The 15,627-nt window shown below is 64.5% G+C and carries 11 protein-coding genes; 7 read left to right on the plus strand and 4 right to left on the minus strand.

The genetic code is table 11. The annotated features are described in order from the left end of the window. Positions 1–99 precede the first annotated feature (99 nt). Entirely contained in the window at positions 100–2,142 is a 2,043-nt protein-coding gene (locus ACYOEI_RS16630; RefSeq protein ID WP_462850647.1) for a polymorphic toxin-type HINT domain-containing protein, read from the minus strand. Between the two features lie 310 nt (positions 2,143–2,452). After that, positions 2,453–2,842 (minus strand): hypothetical protein, encoded by a 390-nt coding sequence (locus ACYOEI_RS16635; protein WP_462850648.1) that lies wholly within the window; start codon positions 2,840–2,842, stop codon positions 2,453–2,455. Between the two features lie 359 nt (positions 2,843–3,201). Here ACYOEI_RS16635 and ACYOEI_RS16640 point away from each other — a divergent pair, with 359 nt between their 5' ends. Next, on the plus strand, positions 3,202–4,221 hold the full coding sequence (locus ACYOEI_RS16640; RefSeq protein ID WP_462850649.1) for a beta-ketoacyl-ACP synthase III: 1,020 nt from the start codon (positions 3,202–3,204) through the stop codon (positions 4,219–4,221). A 162-nt stretch (positions 4,222–4,383) separates the two neighbouring features. Here ACYOEI_RS16640 and ACYOEI_RS16645 read toward each other — a convergent pair whose 3' ends face one another. Both ACYOEI_RS16645 and ACYOEI_RS16650 read right to left on the minus strand, forming a co-directional pair. Next, a complete protein-coding gene (locus ACYOEI_RS16645) occupies positions 4,384–6,195 on the minus strand; it encodes a hypothetical protein (protein ID WP_462850650.1) in 1,812 nt (603 codons plus the stop codon). A 297-nt stretch (positions 6,196–6,492) separates the two neighbouring features. Then, complete coding sequence (locus ACYOEI_RS16650; RefSeq protein WP_462850651.1) at positions 6,493–6,855, minus strand: STAS domain-containing protein; 363 nt, start codon at positions 6,853–6,855, stop codon at positions 6,493–6,495. Positions 6,856–7,060: 205 nt separating this feature from the next. On the opposite strand from ACYOEI_RS16650, the gene ACYOEI_RS16655 reads away from it, so the two are divergent. The 6 genes from ACYOEI_RS16655 (at position 7,061) to ACYOEI_RS16680 (ending at position 14,189) form a co-directional block, all read left to right on the plus strand. Further along, entirely contained in the window at positions 7,061–7,243 is a 183-nt protein-coding gene (locus ACYOEI_RS16655) for a hypothetical protein (RefSeq protein ID WP_462850652.1), read from the plus strand. Positions 7,244–8,117: 874 nt separating this feature from the next. Then, positions 8,118–9,080, plus strand: coding sequence for an MJ0042-type zinc finger domain-containing protein (locus tag ACYOEI_RS16660; RefSeq protein ID WP_462850653.1), 963 nt, complete (start codon positions 8,118–8,120; stop codon positions 9,078–9,080). Between the two features lie 114 nt (positions 9,081–9,194). Next, the gene (locus ACYOEI_RS16665) at positions 9,195–10,856 is read left to right on the plus strand and encodes a serine/threonine-protein kinase (RefSeq protein ID WP_462850654.1); all 1,662 of its coding nucleotides are present in this window, start codon (positions 9,195–9,197) and stop codon (positions 10,854–10,856) included. Between the two features lie 299 nt (positions 10,857–11,155). Next, complete coding sequence (locus tag ACYOEI_RS16670) at positions 11,156–11,632, plus strand: DUF2760 domain-containing protein (protein ID WP_462850655.1); 477 nt, start codon at positions 11,156–11,158, stop codon at positions 11,630–11,632. Positions 11,633–11,774: 142 nt separating this feature from the next. Continuing rightward, positions 11,775–13,589: an Hsp70 family protein gene (locus ACYOEI_RS16675; protein ID WP_462850656.1), complete on the plus strand. Its 1,815-nt coding sequence runs from the start codon at positions 11,775–11,777 to the stop codon at positions 13,587–13,589. Between the two features lie 114 nt (positions 13,590–13,703). Beyond that, positions 13,704–14,189: a molybdopterin-dependent oxidoreductase gene (locus ACYOEI_RS16680; protein WP_462850657.1), complete on the plus strand. Its 486-nt coding sequence runs from the start codon at positions 13,704–13,706 to the stop codon at positions 14,187–14,189. The last annotated feature ends 1,438 nt before the right edge of the window (positions 14,190–15,627 follow it).

Consider the following 15,627-nt stretch of genomic DNA (forward strand, 5'->3'; position numbering starts at 1 on the left):
GTTCAATCCAAAAGCTAAAAGGCGGCAATCGCACCGTGACGAACCCTGATGACCCGGGTTGGTCACGGTGCGATTGCCGCCTCTCGATGATCCGGGGGTTTATCGCCGTTCCGAGCCGATCGCCGCAAGAGTCGGCGGGGCGTCGAACGGCTTCACACGGATCTCGGGCAGGGTGTTGTCGTGCACGAGTGTGTCGCTGTTACCCACGAAGAACGTCCGGGTCTGCGCCACGACCAGGTTGAACAGGGGTTCGACGATTCCTTCCTCGACCGACTCGATGCGAGACGGACCTTTGAGCGTGCGGAGGACGTCGCCCGCCTTCAGCTCTCGGGCCATCGCCCAGCCCTTGCCAGCGAGCCAGAACCGGTGGTAGACGCTGGCGGTGAGGATCTCGCCGTCCTCAAGCCGGATCCTGAGCGTCTCCCCGGGGGCGTTGTGGTGCACGACGAGGATCGGTTGGAAGCCCAGGGATCCCGTGGAGATGTCCTGGGACAGAACCTGGTCCCCGACTCGCAGGGTCTCGATGCGCCGCAGCCCCTCAAGGGTGCGGACGGGCGTCCCTGCGTTGAAGCAGCTATAGACCGAGGGGGGTGATGGCTGGGGCGCGGCGTTGACCACGTGGGTGATCGTCGGAGGGGGAGTGTACTTGTAGCCCAGTCGGTCGAACCACCACGCCCGCCAGGAATCCTCGTCGTTCTTGGGCGAGTCGTTCACGCCCTCGTCGGGGAACGCATTTCCGGCCAACATCTCCGCGTTCGCCGGCTTGACGAGTTCAGGGACCTTGGGCGCATCCATGGCCCCCTGGAGCACGTCGACCACGCGGGAGTTGACCACATTGGCCTGCGCGTTCCAGGCTTCGATGCCGTTGACGTCGAGGATGAGTTGCTGCTGGGATGCGGCGGCCTTGAGGTTCGCCTCGGCGAGCATCCTCTGCGTCCTCTCCTCGATCATGGCAATCTCACCGGCCAACTCAGAGGAATTCTTTTCTCTCAACTTCTTTATTTTGTCCACCTCCACACCGCGGGCGACCACAGGCAGGCCGTTCTCGTCGAAGCCGACGTAGCCGTAAAACCCTCCGCCCAGTCTGAAGGCGGGAGGGGCGTCGTAGGTCCGCATCATCTTGAACCGCGAGGTCTCGACCAGCAACGCTCCCGGCGAACCTGGGCCCGCGACCGGTTGGACCCGATAGCGAATCGGAGTGTGGAGCATTTCTACGAGCGTGCCCCCATAGTCGCGAGGCTCGCGTTTCTTCAGGGCGTGGATCGCGGCCTCGCGGATCGTGGGGGACTCACTGAAGACGGCGAGAGACGCCAGTTGCCGCGTCGACTCGGGTGCCTCGATCCGGGTCAGGATTTGAACCACGATGGTCTGCCCCGCCTCGGAGCCGTTTCCGAAGACCCGGAGCAGGGACGGGACAGCTCGGGGATCATTGATCTCGTCGAGGCGTTCTTTCGCATGGTCGCGAGTCAGAGCGGCCTGGCGCAGGGCGGTCCGCCAAGTCCGCAGTTTTGGCTCCCAGTAGGCGTTAGCCTTGTACTGAGCATCGGCCTCGCGGCGTTCGGCGTCGGCCTGGGCGTGGCTCATCCAGCGGCCGCCATGCTTGATATAGCCGAGATGTTTCCACGAGGCGTCGCGATAAGGGTCGAGCACCACGGCCGATGTGAAGTGGGCCAAGGCTGCGGCTTTCAGCCCGACCTTCTCGCACCACATTCCGAGCGCGACATGGGCCTTGGCCTCGACGGCCGGGGAAACCCTGGATCGGCGCCGGGGTAGTCTATCCAGGGCATCGCGGCGCGCGTTGTATTCGGCCAGCTTGGCGCCCAGTTGCTCATCGGCCTTGATTCGTGACGCGACGGCATCAGGCGGCTCCCATGCCCCGTCTAACGAAACCTGTCCCAGGAGCCCACGCGCGGCGGTGTTTCCGGGATCGAGTTTCACCGCCTCCTCGAGTTGCTCCTTCCGCTGCGCCATGAATCCTCGGCCCTCGCACCAAAGCGCCAACTTGACATGCGCCTCGGCCCGGCTGCCGGCCTTGGCCTTCGCGGCTTCGTAGGTCCGGAGGTCCGCTTTTTCGACGGGCGAGGCTATCGAGGAAGCCTCGGCGAGAGAGGCGAGACAAACAAGGACGACGGGCAGGAACATGGGCCAGCCTCCGACGTCTCAATTCGATCGAATCCGTAAAATACCTCGGGGGGATTCCGGCCAGAGTTTCGTTACCTATCGAAGCGTTTCCCCGCGTTTCACGCGAAGGTCCGCCCGCGCCCCTGAGAAGGGCCGATTCCACGCCTACCGGATACGCGTGACCGCAGCACGGATGGCTCCTCATTCATCATCAGGTTGCCCCGCTGCTGCCGCCTGCCGGCGTGGCTACTTTTAGAACGTTGATCACGCGACAAGGGTTCTTGCCATGTCGAGGATTTCTTCGTGGATGCCACAAAGCGAAAGGCCTCCTTTAGCGAGGGGCCACGACCAGGTTGACTTGGCCCCATCCCGCCGGTAGGTGATCACTTGGAGGGTGAACGTCCAGGATGAGGATGTTGCGTTCGCGGACGAGTACCGAGACGTCGGTCTCGATGGAGTTAGCGCCCGGGGTTGGGCAAGTGATTTCCTGGTCGTTCAATAAGGCGGCGGTCAGGCCGGGGACGTCCTCCATCCGGAGGATGAGTCGTTCGGTGCGAGGGTCGATGTGGGGGTTGCCGAAGGATCGGGAGAGTCTGGCAGGGCCGGGGTAGGTTCGCCCGGGATCGACGGGGAGAGCGATCCGTAGGGACGGCGAAGCCTCGTCGAGAGGGAGGGGTTGAGACTGCCAGCCCCCTCGGAGCCGGATCTGATGCTCGGCCAAAGGGTCGTCTCCGGGTTCCTCGAGCGCACCCAACGAAAGGGGAACCGTCCCCGCCGGTTAGGGTCGAATCGAGTGGTGCCCAAGTTGGTATGGTCAGGGTCTGCCCCAGTCAGTATAGTCAAAACCTTCCTGGGGCGTTCCGGGGTTTTCCCGGAAGGCGGAACTTCGAGTTGCGACACACCTCGTCGGGGGCCACGCCGAGAATCGCTCCCGAGAGCCACGCTTCCCCCGCCTTGCTCGACTCTTAATTAGGGCCGTCGAACCGTGTTTCGGTTTCGTGATCGATTGAGGCCACCACGACGGTGGGCCTTCGGGATCGAATCTTTCGGAATGTGGTCGATGTCTGTCGCGGATTGCCTATGAGCAACGGCCAACTCCACGTCGTGCCGCGGACTCGCTCGCTGACGGGCGTGCAGATCCTGGGAACCGGCAGCTATGTTCCCGACAATGTCATCAGCAACCATACCCTCCGAGAGTCGCACGGGTTCGACCCCGAGTGGATCGTCAATCGGACGGGGATCCACGAGCGCAGGTTCGCGCTGCCTCATCAGGCGACGAGCGACCTCTGCACCCACGCCGCCCAGCGTTGCCTGAAGGCCGCGGGCTGCGACCCGTCGGACGTCGACCTCCTGGTCGTGGGTACGTTCACCCCCGACATGTGCTTCCCCTCGACGGCGAACCTCGTCCAGGATCGGCTCCGGCTCACCTGCCCGGCGTTCGACATCCAGGCGGCCTGCGCGGGGTTCGTCTTCGCGCTCGCCACGGCGGCGCAATTCGTCGCGGCGGGGACGAGCCAGCGAGCCCTGGTCATCGGCGGCGACTGTAACAGTCGCGTCATCAATCCGAGCGACCAGAAGAGTTTCCCGCTGTTCGGTGACGGGGCAGGGGCCGTCTTGCTCGCACCCGGGAGTGCAGAACAAGGCTTGGTCGCCTACCAGCTCGGCTCGGACGGCTCGGGAGGCGATCTCTTGAGCCGACCCGCGTGCGGGAGCCGGATCCCACCGACGCCGGAAGCGCTCCAGGAAGGGCTCCACTACCTCACGATGGACGGCCGGGCCGTCTTCAAGTGGGCGGTCCGGATCCTGACCGACTCCACCGTCGACGTCATGGCCCGGGCCGAATGCCGGGTCGACGACATCCGCTGGTTCATCCCGCACCAGGCGAATGTGCGGATCATCCACGCCGCCAGCGACGTGCTCGGGTTCCAACGCGACGTCGTCTTCAAGAACCTCGAGCGGTACGGCAATACGTCGGCCGGATCCATCCCGATCGCGCTCGACGAGCTGACCCGGGACGGTCAGATCGAGCGTGGAGACTTGCTGCTGACCTCGGGCTTCGGGGCCGGCCTGAACTGGGGCACCGCCCTCTGGCGTTGGTGAGCCCCGCAACGCGAGGGTTCTTGACCCTCGAGGTTTCGCCGCCGGAAAACACGTTGGGCCGCCGTCGAGCGATCGACGGCGGCCCAAAACGTTGGCGAGGACTCGGACTCGCATCGATGGGGCGGGATCCCCTCGGGAAAAGGGGAGCCTGCCTCCGCGTACTCAGAATGCCCGGGACGACGGGAGATTGCGGCTCTTGAGCCGCGCCCAGATGCCCGAACCCGTGTTGTTGAGCGCGGTGACGCCGTTGCCGTTGACGAACAGGTTCCCGTTGAATTGACCGCGGATCTTGCCGGGGCCGGCGACCGAGGTCGTGCTCCCGTAGAAGCGGTTCCCGGGCCGATACGTCGCCGACACGTCGCTGTTGATCAGGCTGCCGGTCTGCTGGAACGTGATGAACTTGCTCTTGGCCCGGGTCCCTTCGAGCCCGGCCGCGTAGGACGGGTAGTGGAACCCGGACTTGATCTCGCTGTTGACCAGACTCCCGGTGACGGCCGTGTGGCCGATATTACCCGCGGAGACGATCGCCGCCGAGTTGAGCGCGTTGCCCGGCCGAGCGAAGTAGTACGGGTAGCGCTGGCGGGTGAGCTGGACGAACTGCGGGTTCGTCGCCGTCTGGAGGTTGACGTTGGCCGGCTCGGCCGTGATCCGACGGATCTGGCGGGCGGTGATGAGGCCACCCAGGAGGCCCGCCGCGGGGTAACCGGTCTGTTCGGCCGGAGTCCCGTAGCTCGTGGCGGCCGTGGTGTTGCCGACCGAGCTTCCGAGACCACGCTCGAAGGTCAGGCGGCCAATCTTGCCCCGGACGTCCAGCCCGAGGGCGTCGGCGTTGCCGCCGAACCGGGCCGCGTCGAGGTGGTCGAGCCCGCTGAGGCCGTTCTGGAACGGCACCGCACCCTTCGAGGCCGTGACGTTGACCAGCGAACCGCCCGCGTTGAGGTGGTTGATGCCGGTCGCCCGGATCGCCGTCCGTCCCGTCGTGCTGACCTTCGGGAACTGGTAGGCGACGCCCGCGCTCGCGATCGGGCTCTTGTAGTAGTTGGCGAACCGATCCGACTGGTACTGCGGGGTGTTGATCAAGCCGGCGAACTGCGGGATCTGGTACGTCCGGAGGGTCTCGGCCGGGTCGTTCGGCGCGGCCTGGGTCGACGAGATCACGTCGAGGCTTCGGATGTTGCCGTTGACCAGGATGTTGACCGTCGGGGTCGTCTGCGGGTCGGTCGGGACCGACGCCGCGTCGGAGTTGAACACGGTGTTGAAGATGCTGTCGAGCCGGATCGAGGGCTGCATCTTCAACGGCGTGGACATATCCCCGATCTGGATGTTGATCGGCGAATTGGGCTGGGCCAGGTCGACCGGGGCGATGATGTCGTGGAACTGCAGCAGGTTCGTCCCGCCGAGGAGGTAGACCCCGGTGGTGCTGTAGTTGACCCCGCCCGGAGGCGCGAGCAGCGTCTGGGTCAGGGTGAACCCGTTGAGTACGACCGACTTCACCGCGGTGGTGTCGATCAAGCGGTTGAAGAAGACAATGCCGTTGCCCTGCACATACGGCGAGGCGGTCGTCTGACCCGTCACGATCGACTTCGAGGTCGTGCCGACGAGTTGGATCGTGTCGATCGCGTCGTCGAGCGCGCCGTCGTTGGGGGTGACGTCGGTGACGATCACCTTACCGGGGCCGTGGACCGTGATCGTCCAGGTGTCCCCCTCGCGGTCCGTGCCCGAGACGATCTTGCCTTCGTTGTTCAGGAACTGCGCCTGGGGATTGGCTTTCCCCTGCCGGACGAGGCCGCTGATCGAAAAGGGGATCTTCTGGTGGGTCGTCGCCGTGTAGACCGGCAGGTCGGTCGGGATCCATGGCGAGAAAGGTTGGCTGGTCGCCGAGAGCAACGTACGGCTCTCAAGCGTTTCGAGTGTCGAACTCGGCCCGAACCGGCTGGGTTCGGGTCGGTCTAATCGCCGACGTGTGTTCCGCATCGAAGACTCCCTCCATGGGCAGCTCGCGAGGACGGTCGACGTTGCACGAGGTCTTCACACCCGGCGCAACGAAGCCGAGAGCCGCCATCCCTGATCGGCGTGGCCGTCCAGAAGAAAAATCGCGGGATCGCGCGCCTCGGACGTGTCTTGCCGGTCGTCCCGATTCGGTCCGAACCCAAGCCTTGTCGGCGCAACGAACGAGGTTACGGCTAAATTACTCGGCCGAGGTCTTGGGAAGACTTCAGGCGACGAGATAAGGTAGGCAAATCAGGGTATCGAGGAAATCAGAAGAGGGGGTTACGCCGTGGGAAGGGAACGAAGGGCCGCCATCGCGCAACTCTCATCATCGGCGAATTGGAAATATTGGTCGAGCTTCATGCTTCGAAGGAGGTCGAGGACGTTGGGCTGGATGTGGAAGAAGACGACCTTCCCCCCCTGGGCGGTACCCCGGCGCTGGATGCCGACCAGGATGGCGACGCCCGAGCTGGAGAGATAGTCGATGGGGCCGAGGTCGACGGCGATCCGTGGCGTCGAGATCGTCTCGACGGTTTCGTAGAGAGACGAGCGGACGGCGTTGGAGCGGAAGTCATTCAGGCCGGAAGGGTCCTCGAGCCTTAAGATCAGGCCTCCCGGCTCCTCTCGGACACTGAAGGACGACATATCTCCGTGGTCTCCTCGGCTCGGGGTCGGGGCGGCGCAGGTCGGATTGGTTGAGACGTTTCGTCCGAACGGGTGGGGAGCGGCCCGCCGCGGACGTCGGGTCGATTGCGGAGCCTGACGTCGAAGTTAACCCAGAGCCGGGCCTCTGTCGATCTTGTTCTTATCTGAAGTCTTCGAAAGAGAAAGACGTAAGGAGTCGCTTCCCGTGAGACCACGCAGTCGTCGCACGATCCTCATCACCCTCATCACCCTCGCGGGCGCCGGCTGCCACGAACGTCGCGCCCCCCTCGTGAACGTCCAGACGGGAGAGGGCGTCCGCGTCCGTGCCCCGTTCGTCAATGTCGAGGTCCCCGACGGCCCGTCCGAACTGCCCAAGGTCGACGACTGAACCGTCCCGATGCTCGGTCTCTCCTTGCGGTCTTCTCCTTTCGCCTCCCACTCGCGACCCTCGGGCCGCCGGATTCGTTCCCGAACGACGCGTGGCCGCGGCCCGGGCCACTGTGCAATCGCCCCGCCTCCTCCCATTGCGGACGTTGGCAATCGATGCGACCGGCTTCCTCGGCGAAGCCGGTTCTCGTTACCTCCAGGTCCCAGGCTCTCGCCGACATCGCGCACGACGTCGGGACGGTCTGTTGGTGGACCTTGAGCACGCCTTCATAAGCCAAGAAGGAATCCCGCGCGCACTTCGGGAATTCATTGGACGATTGCGCGAGATCCTGCTCCAATCATTTGAAAGACGCCAACAGATACGCGGGCATGGCACTCGTCTCCCGCCCCTGCTCGGGTTCGCCGCGAGAGCGCGGCACATGCCGATCATTCCGAAAACTCAATCACACTTTTGTTCGTCAATGCTTTGATCCATTAAACTCGAGTGTCCCAACCGGTCCTCCTTTCGAGGGACGTGTACGGTGCGCATCGATGAATAGGTCGCTGTCCGACTCTTTCGTGCCGACACGTCGCACAGGCTTGGGCTTCGCAGGCCAACCCGCGGGTGGTTCCAAGGCCTCGATCGATCGAGGATTCCTCGGTCGGGCTCGCCTCTGGAGTCCCGGGATCCGAAGCAACTGGGGCGGCTCGGCAAAATAGCCAAGCCCCCCTTTTACCGTCCTCGAATCGGTGCTACGGTTGGGAAACTGGCTCTCGATTTCCTGAGCCGAACGATCGTGCGGAAGGCGTCCGACCGACTCGAGGGCGAGTCCGGGGCGGATGTCTGAGAAGGCAAGGCGAAGGTTGCCCTGTCCAATGGCGAGGGGAATGGCCCGATGAGCATCGTGTTCTTTTGTGACGACTGCGGCGCCAGGTTCGAGGTCGACTCGAAGATGGCGGGCAAGAAAGGTCGCTGCAAGAAGTGCGGCCACCAGATCGAGATCCCCGCGTCCAAGGCCAAGTTGCCGGTCACGGCGACTCCTTTGGCAGCGGCCGCCGCCGCCACGAGCTCGTCCTCATGGGTCGCGGCGGTCAACAGCAGCAATGTCGGCCTCAAACCTCTTACCATCGACCGCCTCCCTTCCTTGAAGCGGCAACCGTCCAAGCCGACGCCGCAAGACGACGACGAGTGGGAGGATTCGAACCCGTACAACCTGGCCAATCCCATGGGGGAACGGTCACGCGGACGCGTGTCGAACCAGGTCAGTACGGTCAAACGTCTCTGGCGGAACGAGCTCAGCAGCGTCTTCAAGGTCCTCCGCTGGGTCAGCGAGACGGCTTACTTGATTTCGATCCCCTTCCTGATGCTGATCCTCTTCGGGATCATGCTCCGGTCGCGTCACCTGGCGATCCTCGGCGCCACGGTCGTGGTCCTGCTCAACATCGGCCGGCTGGGAATCGGGATCGCCAACCTCGCCGTATTCGCCTTCCGCGAAGGGATCCCTCAGGGGGTGAGCTTCCTGATCCCTCCCTTCACCTTCATCTTCCTCTCGAAGCACTGGTCGAAGGTCCATAAGTCTGCCAAGCGGGTGATCGAGCCGGCCATCACCATTGGCCTGGTTGTCCTCGCCTTCACCTTCATCCCATCCCTCTCGGGCGGGAAGAAGGCCTCCGGAAGCGTCGCCGAGCGAATTCGGGAAGGGGCCACCGAGCTCGAAGGGGAAATTCGCGACGAGGTGTCGAAGTCGAAAAAACTCGACGTCAACTCCCTGGGCGAGAAGGCCAAGGGCGAGCTCGAGGACGTGAAGGGGCGCCTCCGCAGCAAGGTCGAGAAGGGAGGCGACGGGTCGAGCCAGTAAACTCGAGCCCATCGCCCGACCTCGACGCCCGGACGGCCTCCCCCGTCCCCAACCCCAGCCGTAGATCTCCCGACGCGGACCGACGAATCCCCGATATTGAGAGTGCATTCTTCAATGTCCACCCGACTCGACCAACATCCTCGCGACGGTCAATTCCCCGACGAAGGCGTCATCGACCTCGAGCCGACGGTCACGCTGGAGGCCGCAGACCCGAGCCTGGGCCCCCCCGTCGCCCTGGCGCAAGGGACGATGGCGAGCCTCGGCGGCGAGCTCGATGCCCTCCGGAGGAGCCGATTGACCTCGGTCGCGATCTTCCTCTCCATCGTCTCCCTGGTGATCTTCGTCTTCAACCGGATCGCCGGGGTGCCCACGCAGTGGCTCATCCCGGTGCTCATGGGTTTCCGGGTCGTCCTCACGGGCGCGGTCGCCGGCTTCCTCGTCAGCAAAGTCTCGCTGACGAGGAGCCAGCTTCGTACCGTCGAATTTGTGCTATTCGGCGGCCTCACGCTCGTGATGTGCGTCGGGCAGTATTTCGTGACCCATGGCTTCATCGAAGCCCAGAACGTGGCCGGCCTGATCGCGTACGAGAAGAACACGGTCTTGCAGCTCTTCGCGCTGATGGTGCTCTACGGGATGGTGATCCCCAACGATGCCAAGAACACCGCGCGAGTCGTCCTGACGATGGCGCTCCTCCCCGGCCTGGCACTGGCGCTCTCCCTGGAGCACCAGGACGCCGAGCCGATGATCGAGAAGCTCAAGACCATCGAGCCCCTCGGTGCCGGACTCATCTCGGTACTGATCGGCGCGAGCCTTGCGATTTACGGGGCGCACGTGCTCAACGGCCTCCGCGTCCAACTTCACGAGGCCAAGAAGTTCGGCCAGTACAAGCTCGTCCACAAGCTGGGCTCAGGCGGGATGGGTGATGTCTACCTCGCCGAACACGAGTTGCTCAAACGCCCGTGTGCGTTGAAGTTGATCCGGTCCGAGGTCGGCGCCGAGCCGCTTGCCATGGCCCGCTTCGAGCGCGAAGTCCGGTCGGCCGCGCGGCTCTCGCACCCGAACACGATCGAGATCTTCGACTACGGCCACACCGACGACGGCACGTTCTACTACGTGATGGAATACCTCCAGGGCCTGAGCCTGAACGAGCTGGTGAGCATGGCCGGTCCGCTCCCTCCGGGGCGCGTGATCTACCTGTTCCGGCAGATCTGCGCAGGTCTCGCCGAGGCCCACAACCTGGGCCTCGTCCATCGCGACTTGAAGCCCGCGAATATCTATGTCGCGATCCGAGGGGGCGAATCCGACGTCGCCAAGGTCCTCGACTTCGGGCTCGTGAAGGTGACCCACGGGCCGGATTCGGCCGAGTTGACGTCCGACCAGTCGGTCAGCGGCACCCCGATGTTCATGGCGCCCGAGCAGGCGTCCGGCGACCGCGAGCTCGACGCCAGGGCCGACATCTACGCCCTCGGGGCGATCGCCTACTTCTGCCTCACCGGCCAGGCCCCCTTCTCGGGGACCAGCCCGTTCGCGATCATGATCGCACACGCCCGAGACCCCGTCGTGCCCCCGTCGCAGATCCGCCCCGGGATCCCCGCCGACCTCGAAGCCATCGTCCTCCGCTGCCTCGCGAAGAAGCGTGAGGAACGGTATGCCGACGTCAAAGCCCTCGGGAAAGACCTCGCGGCCTGTGCCGCGGCCCATGATTGGGACAGCGACAAGGCCGACGAGTGGTGGATCTCGACCACGAAGGCGAAGGTGGAACCGGCGACGGCCTGACCGATCACCGCCCCGGCCTCGGATCGCAACGCTCGACCTCGGCAGCCTCGCTCCACATCTCGGTGGGCCAGTCTGCCGAGGCCGTCGTCTTTACCCGACCGTCGACGGCCCGCGGTTCTCCCCTCGAATTGCCCCAGGTTCCCATGATCGGCTCACATTTCCGGTGAAACCGGGTTAGACTGGAGCCATGCTTGCCGGGCGGGCCGAGGCACGGTTGGGGCGGACCGGACGCGTGCCACGGACCGGAGTTCGGAGAGCAAGGCGGACCCGCCCCGCCTTGCGGCGTTGGGGAACCTCACTTGAATCGTCTCTGGCTGGCCCTGAAGGCGTTCTGGCAGACGTCGGTCAACCCCGAGTTCGCGGCACGAGTCGAGCCCCTGTTCGTCCACACCCCCACGGGCCCCGACCTCCGCGTGCTGGCCGTGCTCCAACGCGACGGCCGACTGATCGACTTCCTCGAGGAGGACATCGACCCGTACACCGACGCCCAGATCGGTGCCGCGGTGCGCGATATCCATCGAGGCTGTCGCAAATCCTTGCGCGACTATCTGACCATCGAGCCGATCATGCCCGGCGAGGAAGAAGCGCGGGTGACCGTCGCCCCCGACTTCGACCCGGCCGCGATCCGGCTGATCGGCAACGTGAACGGCGCCCCGCCGTTTCAGGGCGTCCTCAAGCACCACGGCTGGCGGGTCACGTCGGTCCATCTCCCGGTCCTCCCCGTCGCCAGGGACGACTCTTCGGTCCTCTCTCCGGCCGAGGTGGAAGTCGTCTGAGCCCCGAGCCGAAGTCGACCCTTCGCGCGCCAGGCTTGTTGAAATCCGGGGCCTGTCCTCGAATCGTTGAAGGCGGGTGATCTCCGAATCCAGGTCGCGCCGGGAGGCCCGGACGACCCGGCCACTTGGTTAAGGAGTGTCCATGTCTCGCTTCGTCGTCGGCATCGACCTGGGGACGACCAACAGCGCCTTGGCGTATGCCGACACGAGCCAGGCGACCGCCGACGCCCCCGCACCGATCCGGGCGCTGGCGATCCCGCAGGTGATCGGCGTGAATGACGTCGGCGAACGGACGGTCTTGCCCTCGTTCCTCTACCTCCCCGCGGCCAAGGAATTTCCGTCGGGGGCGACCGACCTCCCCTGGAAATCCCCCAGCGACCGCGTCGTGGGGACGTTCGCCCGCGAGCACGGCGGCAAGGTCCCCGGCCGGCTCATCAGCTCGGCCAAGAGCTGGCTCTCGCATCCTGGGGTCGACCGCAAGAGCCCGATCCTGCCCTGGAGCGCCTCCGAGGGGGTCGCGAAACTTTCGCCCGTGGAAGCGTCGGCGGCCTATCTCGCACATCTGCGGGATAGTTGGAACCATCTCATCGCCGGGAAGTCCACCTCGGATCGCCTCGAGCAACAGGAGGTCTTGCTCACCGTCCCTGCCTCGTTCGACGCGGTCGCGAGGGAGTTGACGGTCGAGGCCGCCCGCGCGGCGGGCCTCGAAAACGTCTCTCTGCTCGAGGAGCCCCAGGCCGCGTTCTACTCCTGGCTCTCGGCGCAGGGAGAAAGCTGGCGGAAGAAGGTCAAGGTCGGCGACCTCCTGCTCGTCTGCGACGTCGGCGGCGGCACGACCGACTTCACGCTGATCGCCGTGACGGAGCAGGGGGGGGACCTCGAATTGACTCGCCTCGCGGTCGGTGAACATATTTTGCTCGGCGGCGACAACATGGACCTCGCCCTCGCCCACGCCGTCGCCTCGACGCTCCCGGCCGGCATGGAGGGTCTCGACGCCACCCAGCGGATCGCCCTCGGCTACGCCTGCCGCAACGCCAAGGAAGCACTGTTCTCCGGCCCCGACAAGGCTTCGGCACCCGTGACGATCCTCGGCCGAGGTTCCAAGGTCATCGGGGGTGCGTTGAAGACCGAGCTGACGAGGGAGGCGTTGAATCAGGTCCTGCTCGAGGGTTTCCTCCCGCGATGCGCCCCCACCGACCAGCCGGCCCGTGGCCGCCGGGTCGGCCTGACCGAGATCGGCCTCCCTTACGCAGCCGACCCGGCGATCACGCGTCACCTCGCCCGATTCCTCGGCCGGCAAGCCGGCTCGCTCCACACCGGCGGGAGCTCGATAGCCCCCTCGGCCGTCCTCTTCAACGGCGGCGTCTTCAAGGCGGGCGAACTCCGCGACCGCGTGGTCGAAGTGCTCTCGTCCTGGTCGGGCTCTCCCGTCCCCCCGCTCGAGACGAGCGACCTCGACCTGGCCGTAGCTCACGGGGCCGCCTACTACGGACAGGTCCGCCGAGGGAAGGGGATCCGCATCCGAGGCGGTGTCCCCCGCTCCTACTACGTCGGGATCGAGACCTCGGCCCCGGCCGTCCCCGGGATCGCGCCCCCGATCAAGGCCCTCTGCGTCGTCCCGATGGGGATGGAGGAAGGGACCGAGGCCGACGTCCCCGGCCCTGAGTTCGGCCTCGTCGTCGGCGAGCCGGCCGAGTTCCGGTTCCTCGGCTCGACCACCCGTCGAGACGATGCCGTCGGCCTCATCCTCGACCGCTGGCAACCCGAAGAGCTCCAGGAGATGTCCCCGATGGAGACCTCCCTCGTCGCCGAAGACGGCGATGCCGACGAAACCGTCCCGGTCCGACTCCATTCGAACGTCACTGAGGTCGGCACGCTCGAGCTCTGGTGCAACAGCACCCGCGACGACCGGAAATGGAAGCTCGAGTTCAACGTCCGCGAGCCCGCCCACGACTGAACCCCGGAACCGGCCGCGCCGGCAGAAATGAGGGGCCATGACGCCGTCCCCGTTCGGGCTCCCGGCGGCTTCATCTCCGTGCCGAAGCACGATCGCTCACAGGTGATCCCCACAATGGAAGAACCGAACATCCTCATCCTCGACGGTGCCGTCGAGCAGCCATTGCGACTGACCTACGACGACCTGTCTGCCTTCCCGGAATCGGGTCAGGTCCGGGACGTCTCTCGCTTCCAGCCCTCACGCCAAGGCGACGGCGTTATGCTCGACGCCCTGCTGGAACGAGCCCGCCCCCACGCCGACGCCAACTACCTGACCTTGCACGCCGACCGCGACGACTTCCACGTCTCGGTCCCGCTCCAGGCCGTCCGAGGCGAATGCATCGTCGTCTATCGGCTCGGCGACGGGCCGCTCGAGCTCAAGCAAGGAGGGCCGATCCGCTTCCTGATCCGCGACCCCTCCGCCTGCCACACCACCGAACTCGACGACTGCGCCAACGTCAAATACCTCAGCCGTATCGAGCTGACAATCCGCCGAGGCCGCGACACCCGCCCTGCCGACGAAGCCGCACACGCCGCCCTGCACGACGGGCAGCGTTCGTAAGTCGATCAAGAGCTGAACTCCTCCAGGCCGACCCCGGTACAGAGACGACATGTCCGCAGGGTCGTGAACTGAGAGCGTGGCGTCATATCCGGTGCGGCGGGTCGCCGCGCTGCGCCGCCAAGCCCTACACAATCCTGCGGATATCTACGGCCGTCATGCCCCGGCTTACCTCCAACACCAAGGATTCACTCGTACACTCATCGACAATACCGAGACGCTTCAACCTCCGGCCGTCGGCGGTACGTTCGAAAAATAAGGTGTTGGGCAAAAGAACCTGTTGAAATTCAATGTCACCGGAATGAGGTCGTGTAGTTCCATTCGCCGTAGAAGTCGTCGCCCTTGATCCGCAGCCCAGTCGTCTCCTCCTCACTCACCTCGACCCCCCTGAGTTAGCTGCCGGTGTCCAATCCCGCCTGGATCCGCAATCCCGTCTCGGTGCATGAATTGCGGATCAAGTTGAGGAGCATCTCCAGGCTCCGAAGCGGCCTCCCTCTCCAACTCTGTGATGTGGCAGAACATCCGGTGCTCGATCTTGTTTCACTTGCTCGTCCCCGGTGGGATATGACACACCTTGTTCCGCAAACCCGTCGCATTGGCCAACTCCTGCACCGCCACCTTGGCTTCCACCGACTTTGGCGATGATGAGCAAACCCTTGGCTCGGGGATAGACCTTCGAGACCATGTTTACAGCGGTTAACGCAGGCATATCGCACGAGGTGAACGGTTCCGCCCGAAATCCAAGGTTTCAGGCTATTCTGTCGTGTGCGATGCGGCCGGGAACCGCTGTAGGAGATCGGAAAATTGCCGTCGATCACTGAAATATGAGTTGAGTCACCTACGCCAATGAGGGAAACCTTGAAACATTCAACTTAACGTCGCCATTATAAATTTCATATCAAGGCAATCAATGGCCCTGTCCACCCTCGTCACTACGAAACACCCAGAGACTCGGACACCGCATGCCATCAGGACGTTGTTTGGTCTGACCCAACGACTCGCCATCAGGTCGTCAGCTTTCGCCATCCCTCCCGGTCGCCAGGCGATCATCCCTGCCTCGGTCTCTTGATCGATTGTCATCGGGCCTCCTGCGGGCGTCTTGCCAGCATATCCGGATCGCTCGCGATTCCCGTCGGCCTCTTGCAGGACGAGCGGGAGCATCGATATTGCTCGCAAATTCCGGGTCGGTGATGCAGTCCCTCAAGGTTCTCGCTTCATGCCGACTGTGGTAGGCCCCCTCTGTTTGCCACTACATGGCTTGCAAACATTTGTAGGCCATCCGATTTGAACGTCGAAGTATCGACCGATTCGTGCATGGCGACCAGGGAGTGAACGACGAAGGTCCAGATCGAGCAGAGCGTTTACCGAATGAACGGTCTTCACGTTGTTGTGTCCTTTCCGGGGAAGTAACCCGACGGGTAGAAACCCCGATTCATTCGAA

The organism is Singulisphaera rosea (assembly GCF_054877945.1).

Coding starts and splice junctions, on each gene's coding strand:
- ACYOEI_RS16675 (WP_462850656.1), top strand. CDS start 11,775: ATGTCTCGCTTCGTCGTCGGCATCGACCTGGGGACGACCAACAGCGCC.
- ACYOEI_RS16660 (WP_462850653.1), top strand. CDS start 8,118: ATGAGCATCGTGTTCTTTTGTGACGACTGCGGCGCCAGGTTCGAGGTC.
- ACYOEI_RS16645 (WP_462850650.1), bottom strand. CDS start 6,195: ATGCGGAACACACGTCGGCGATTAGACCGACCCGAACCCAGCCGGTTC.
- ACYOEI_RS16665 (WP_462850654.1), top strand. CDS start 9,195: ATGTCCACCCGACTCGACCAACATCCTCGCGACGGTCAATTCCCCGAC.
- ACYOEI_RS16630 (WP_462850647.1), bottom strand. CDS start 2,142: ATGTTCCTGCCCGTCGTCCTTGTTTGTCTCGCCTCTCTCGCCGAGGCT.
- ACYOEI_RS16640 (WP_462850649.1), top strand. CDS start 3,202: ATGAGCAACGGCCAACTCCACGTCGTGCCGCGGACTCGCTCGCTGACG.
- ACYOEI_RS16680 (WP_462850657.1), top strand. CDS start 13,704: ATGGAAGAACCGAACATCCTCATCCTCGACGGTGCCGTCGAGCAGCCA.
- ACYOEI_RS16650 (WP_462850651.1), bottom strand. CDS start 6,855: ATGTCGTCCTTCAGTGTCCGAGAGGAGCCGGGAGGCCTGATCTTAAGG.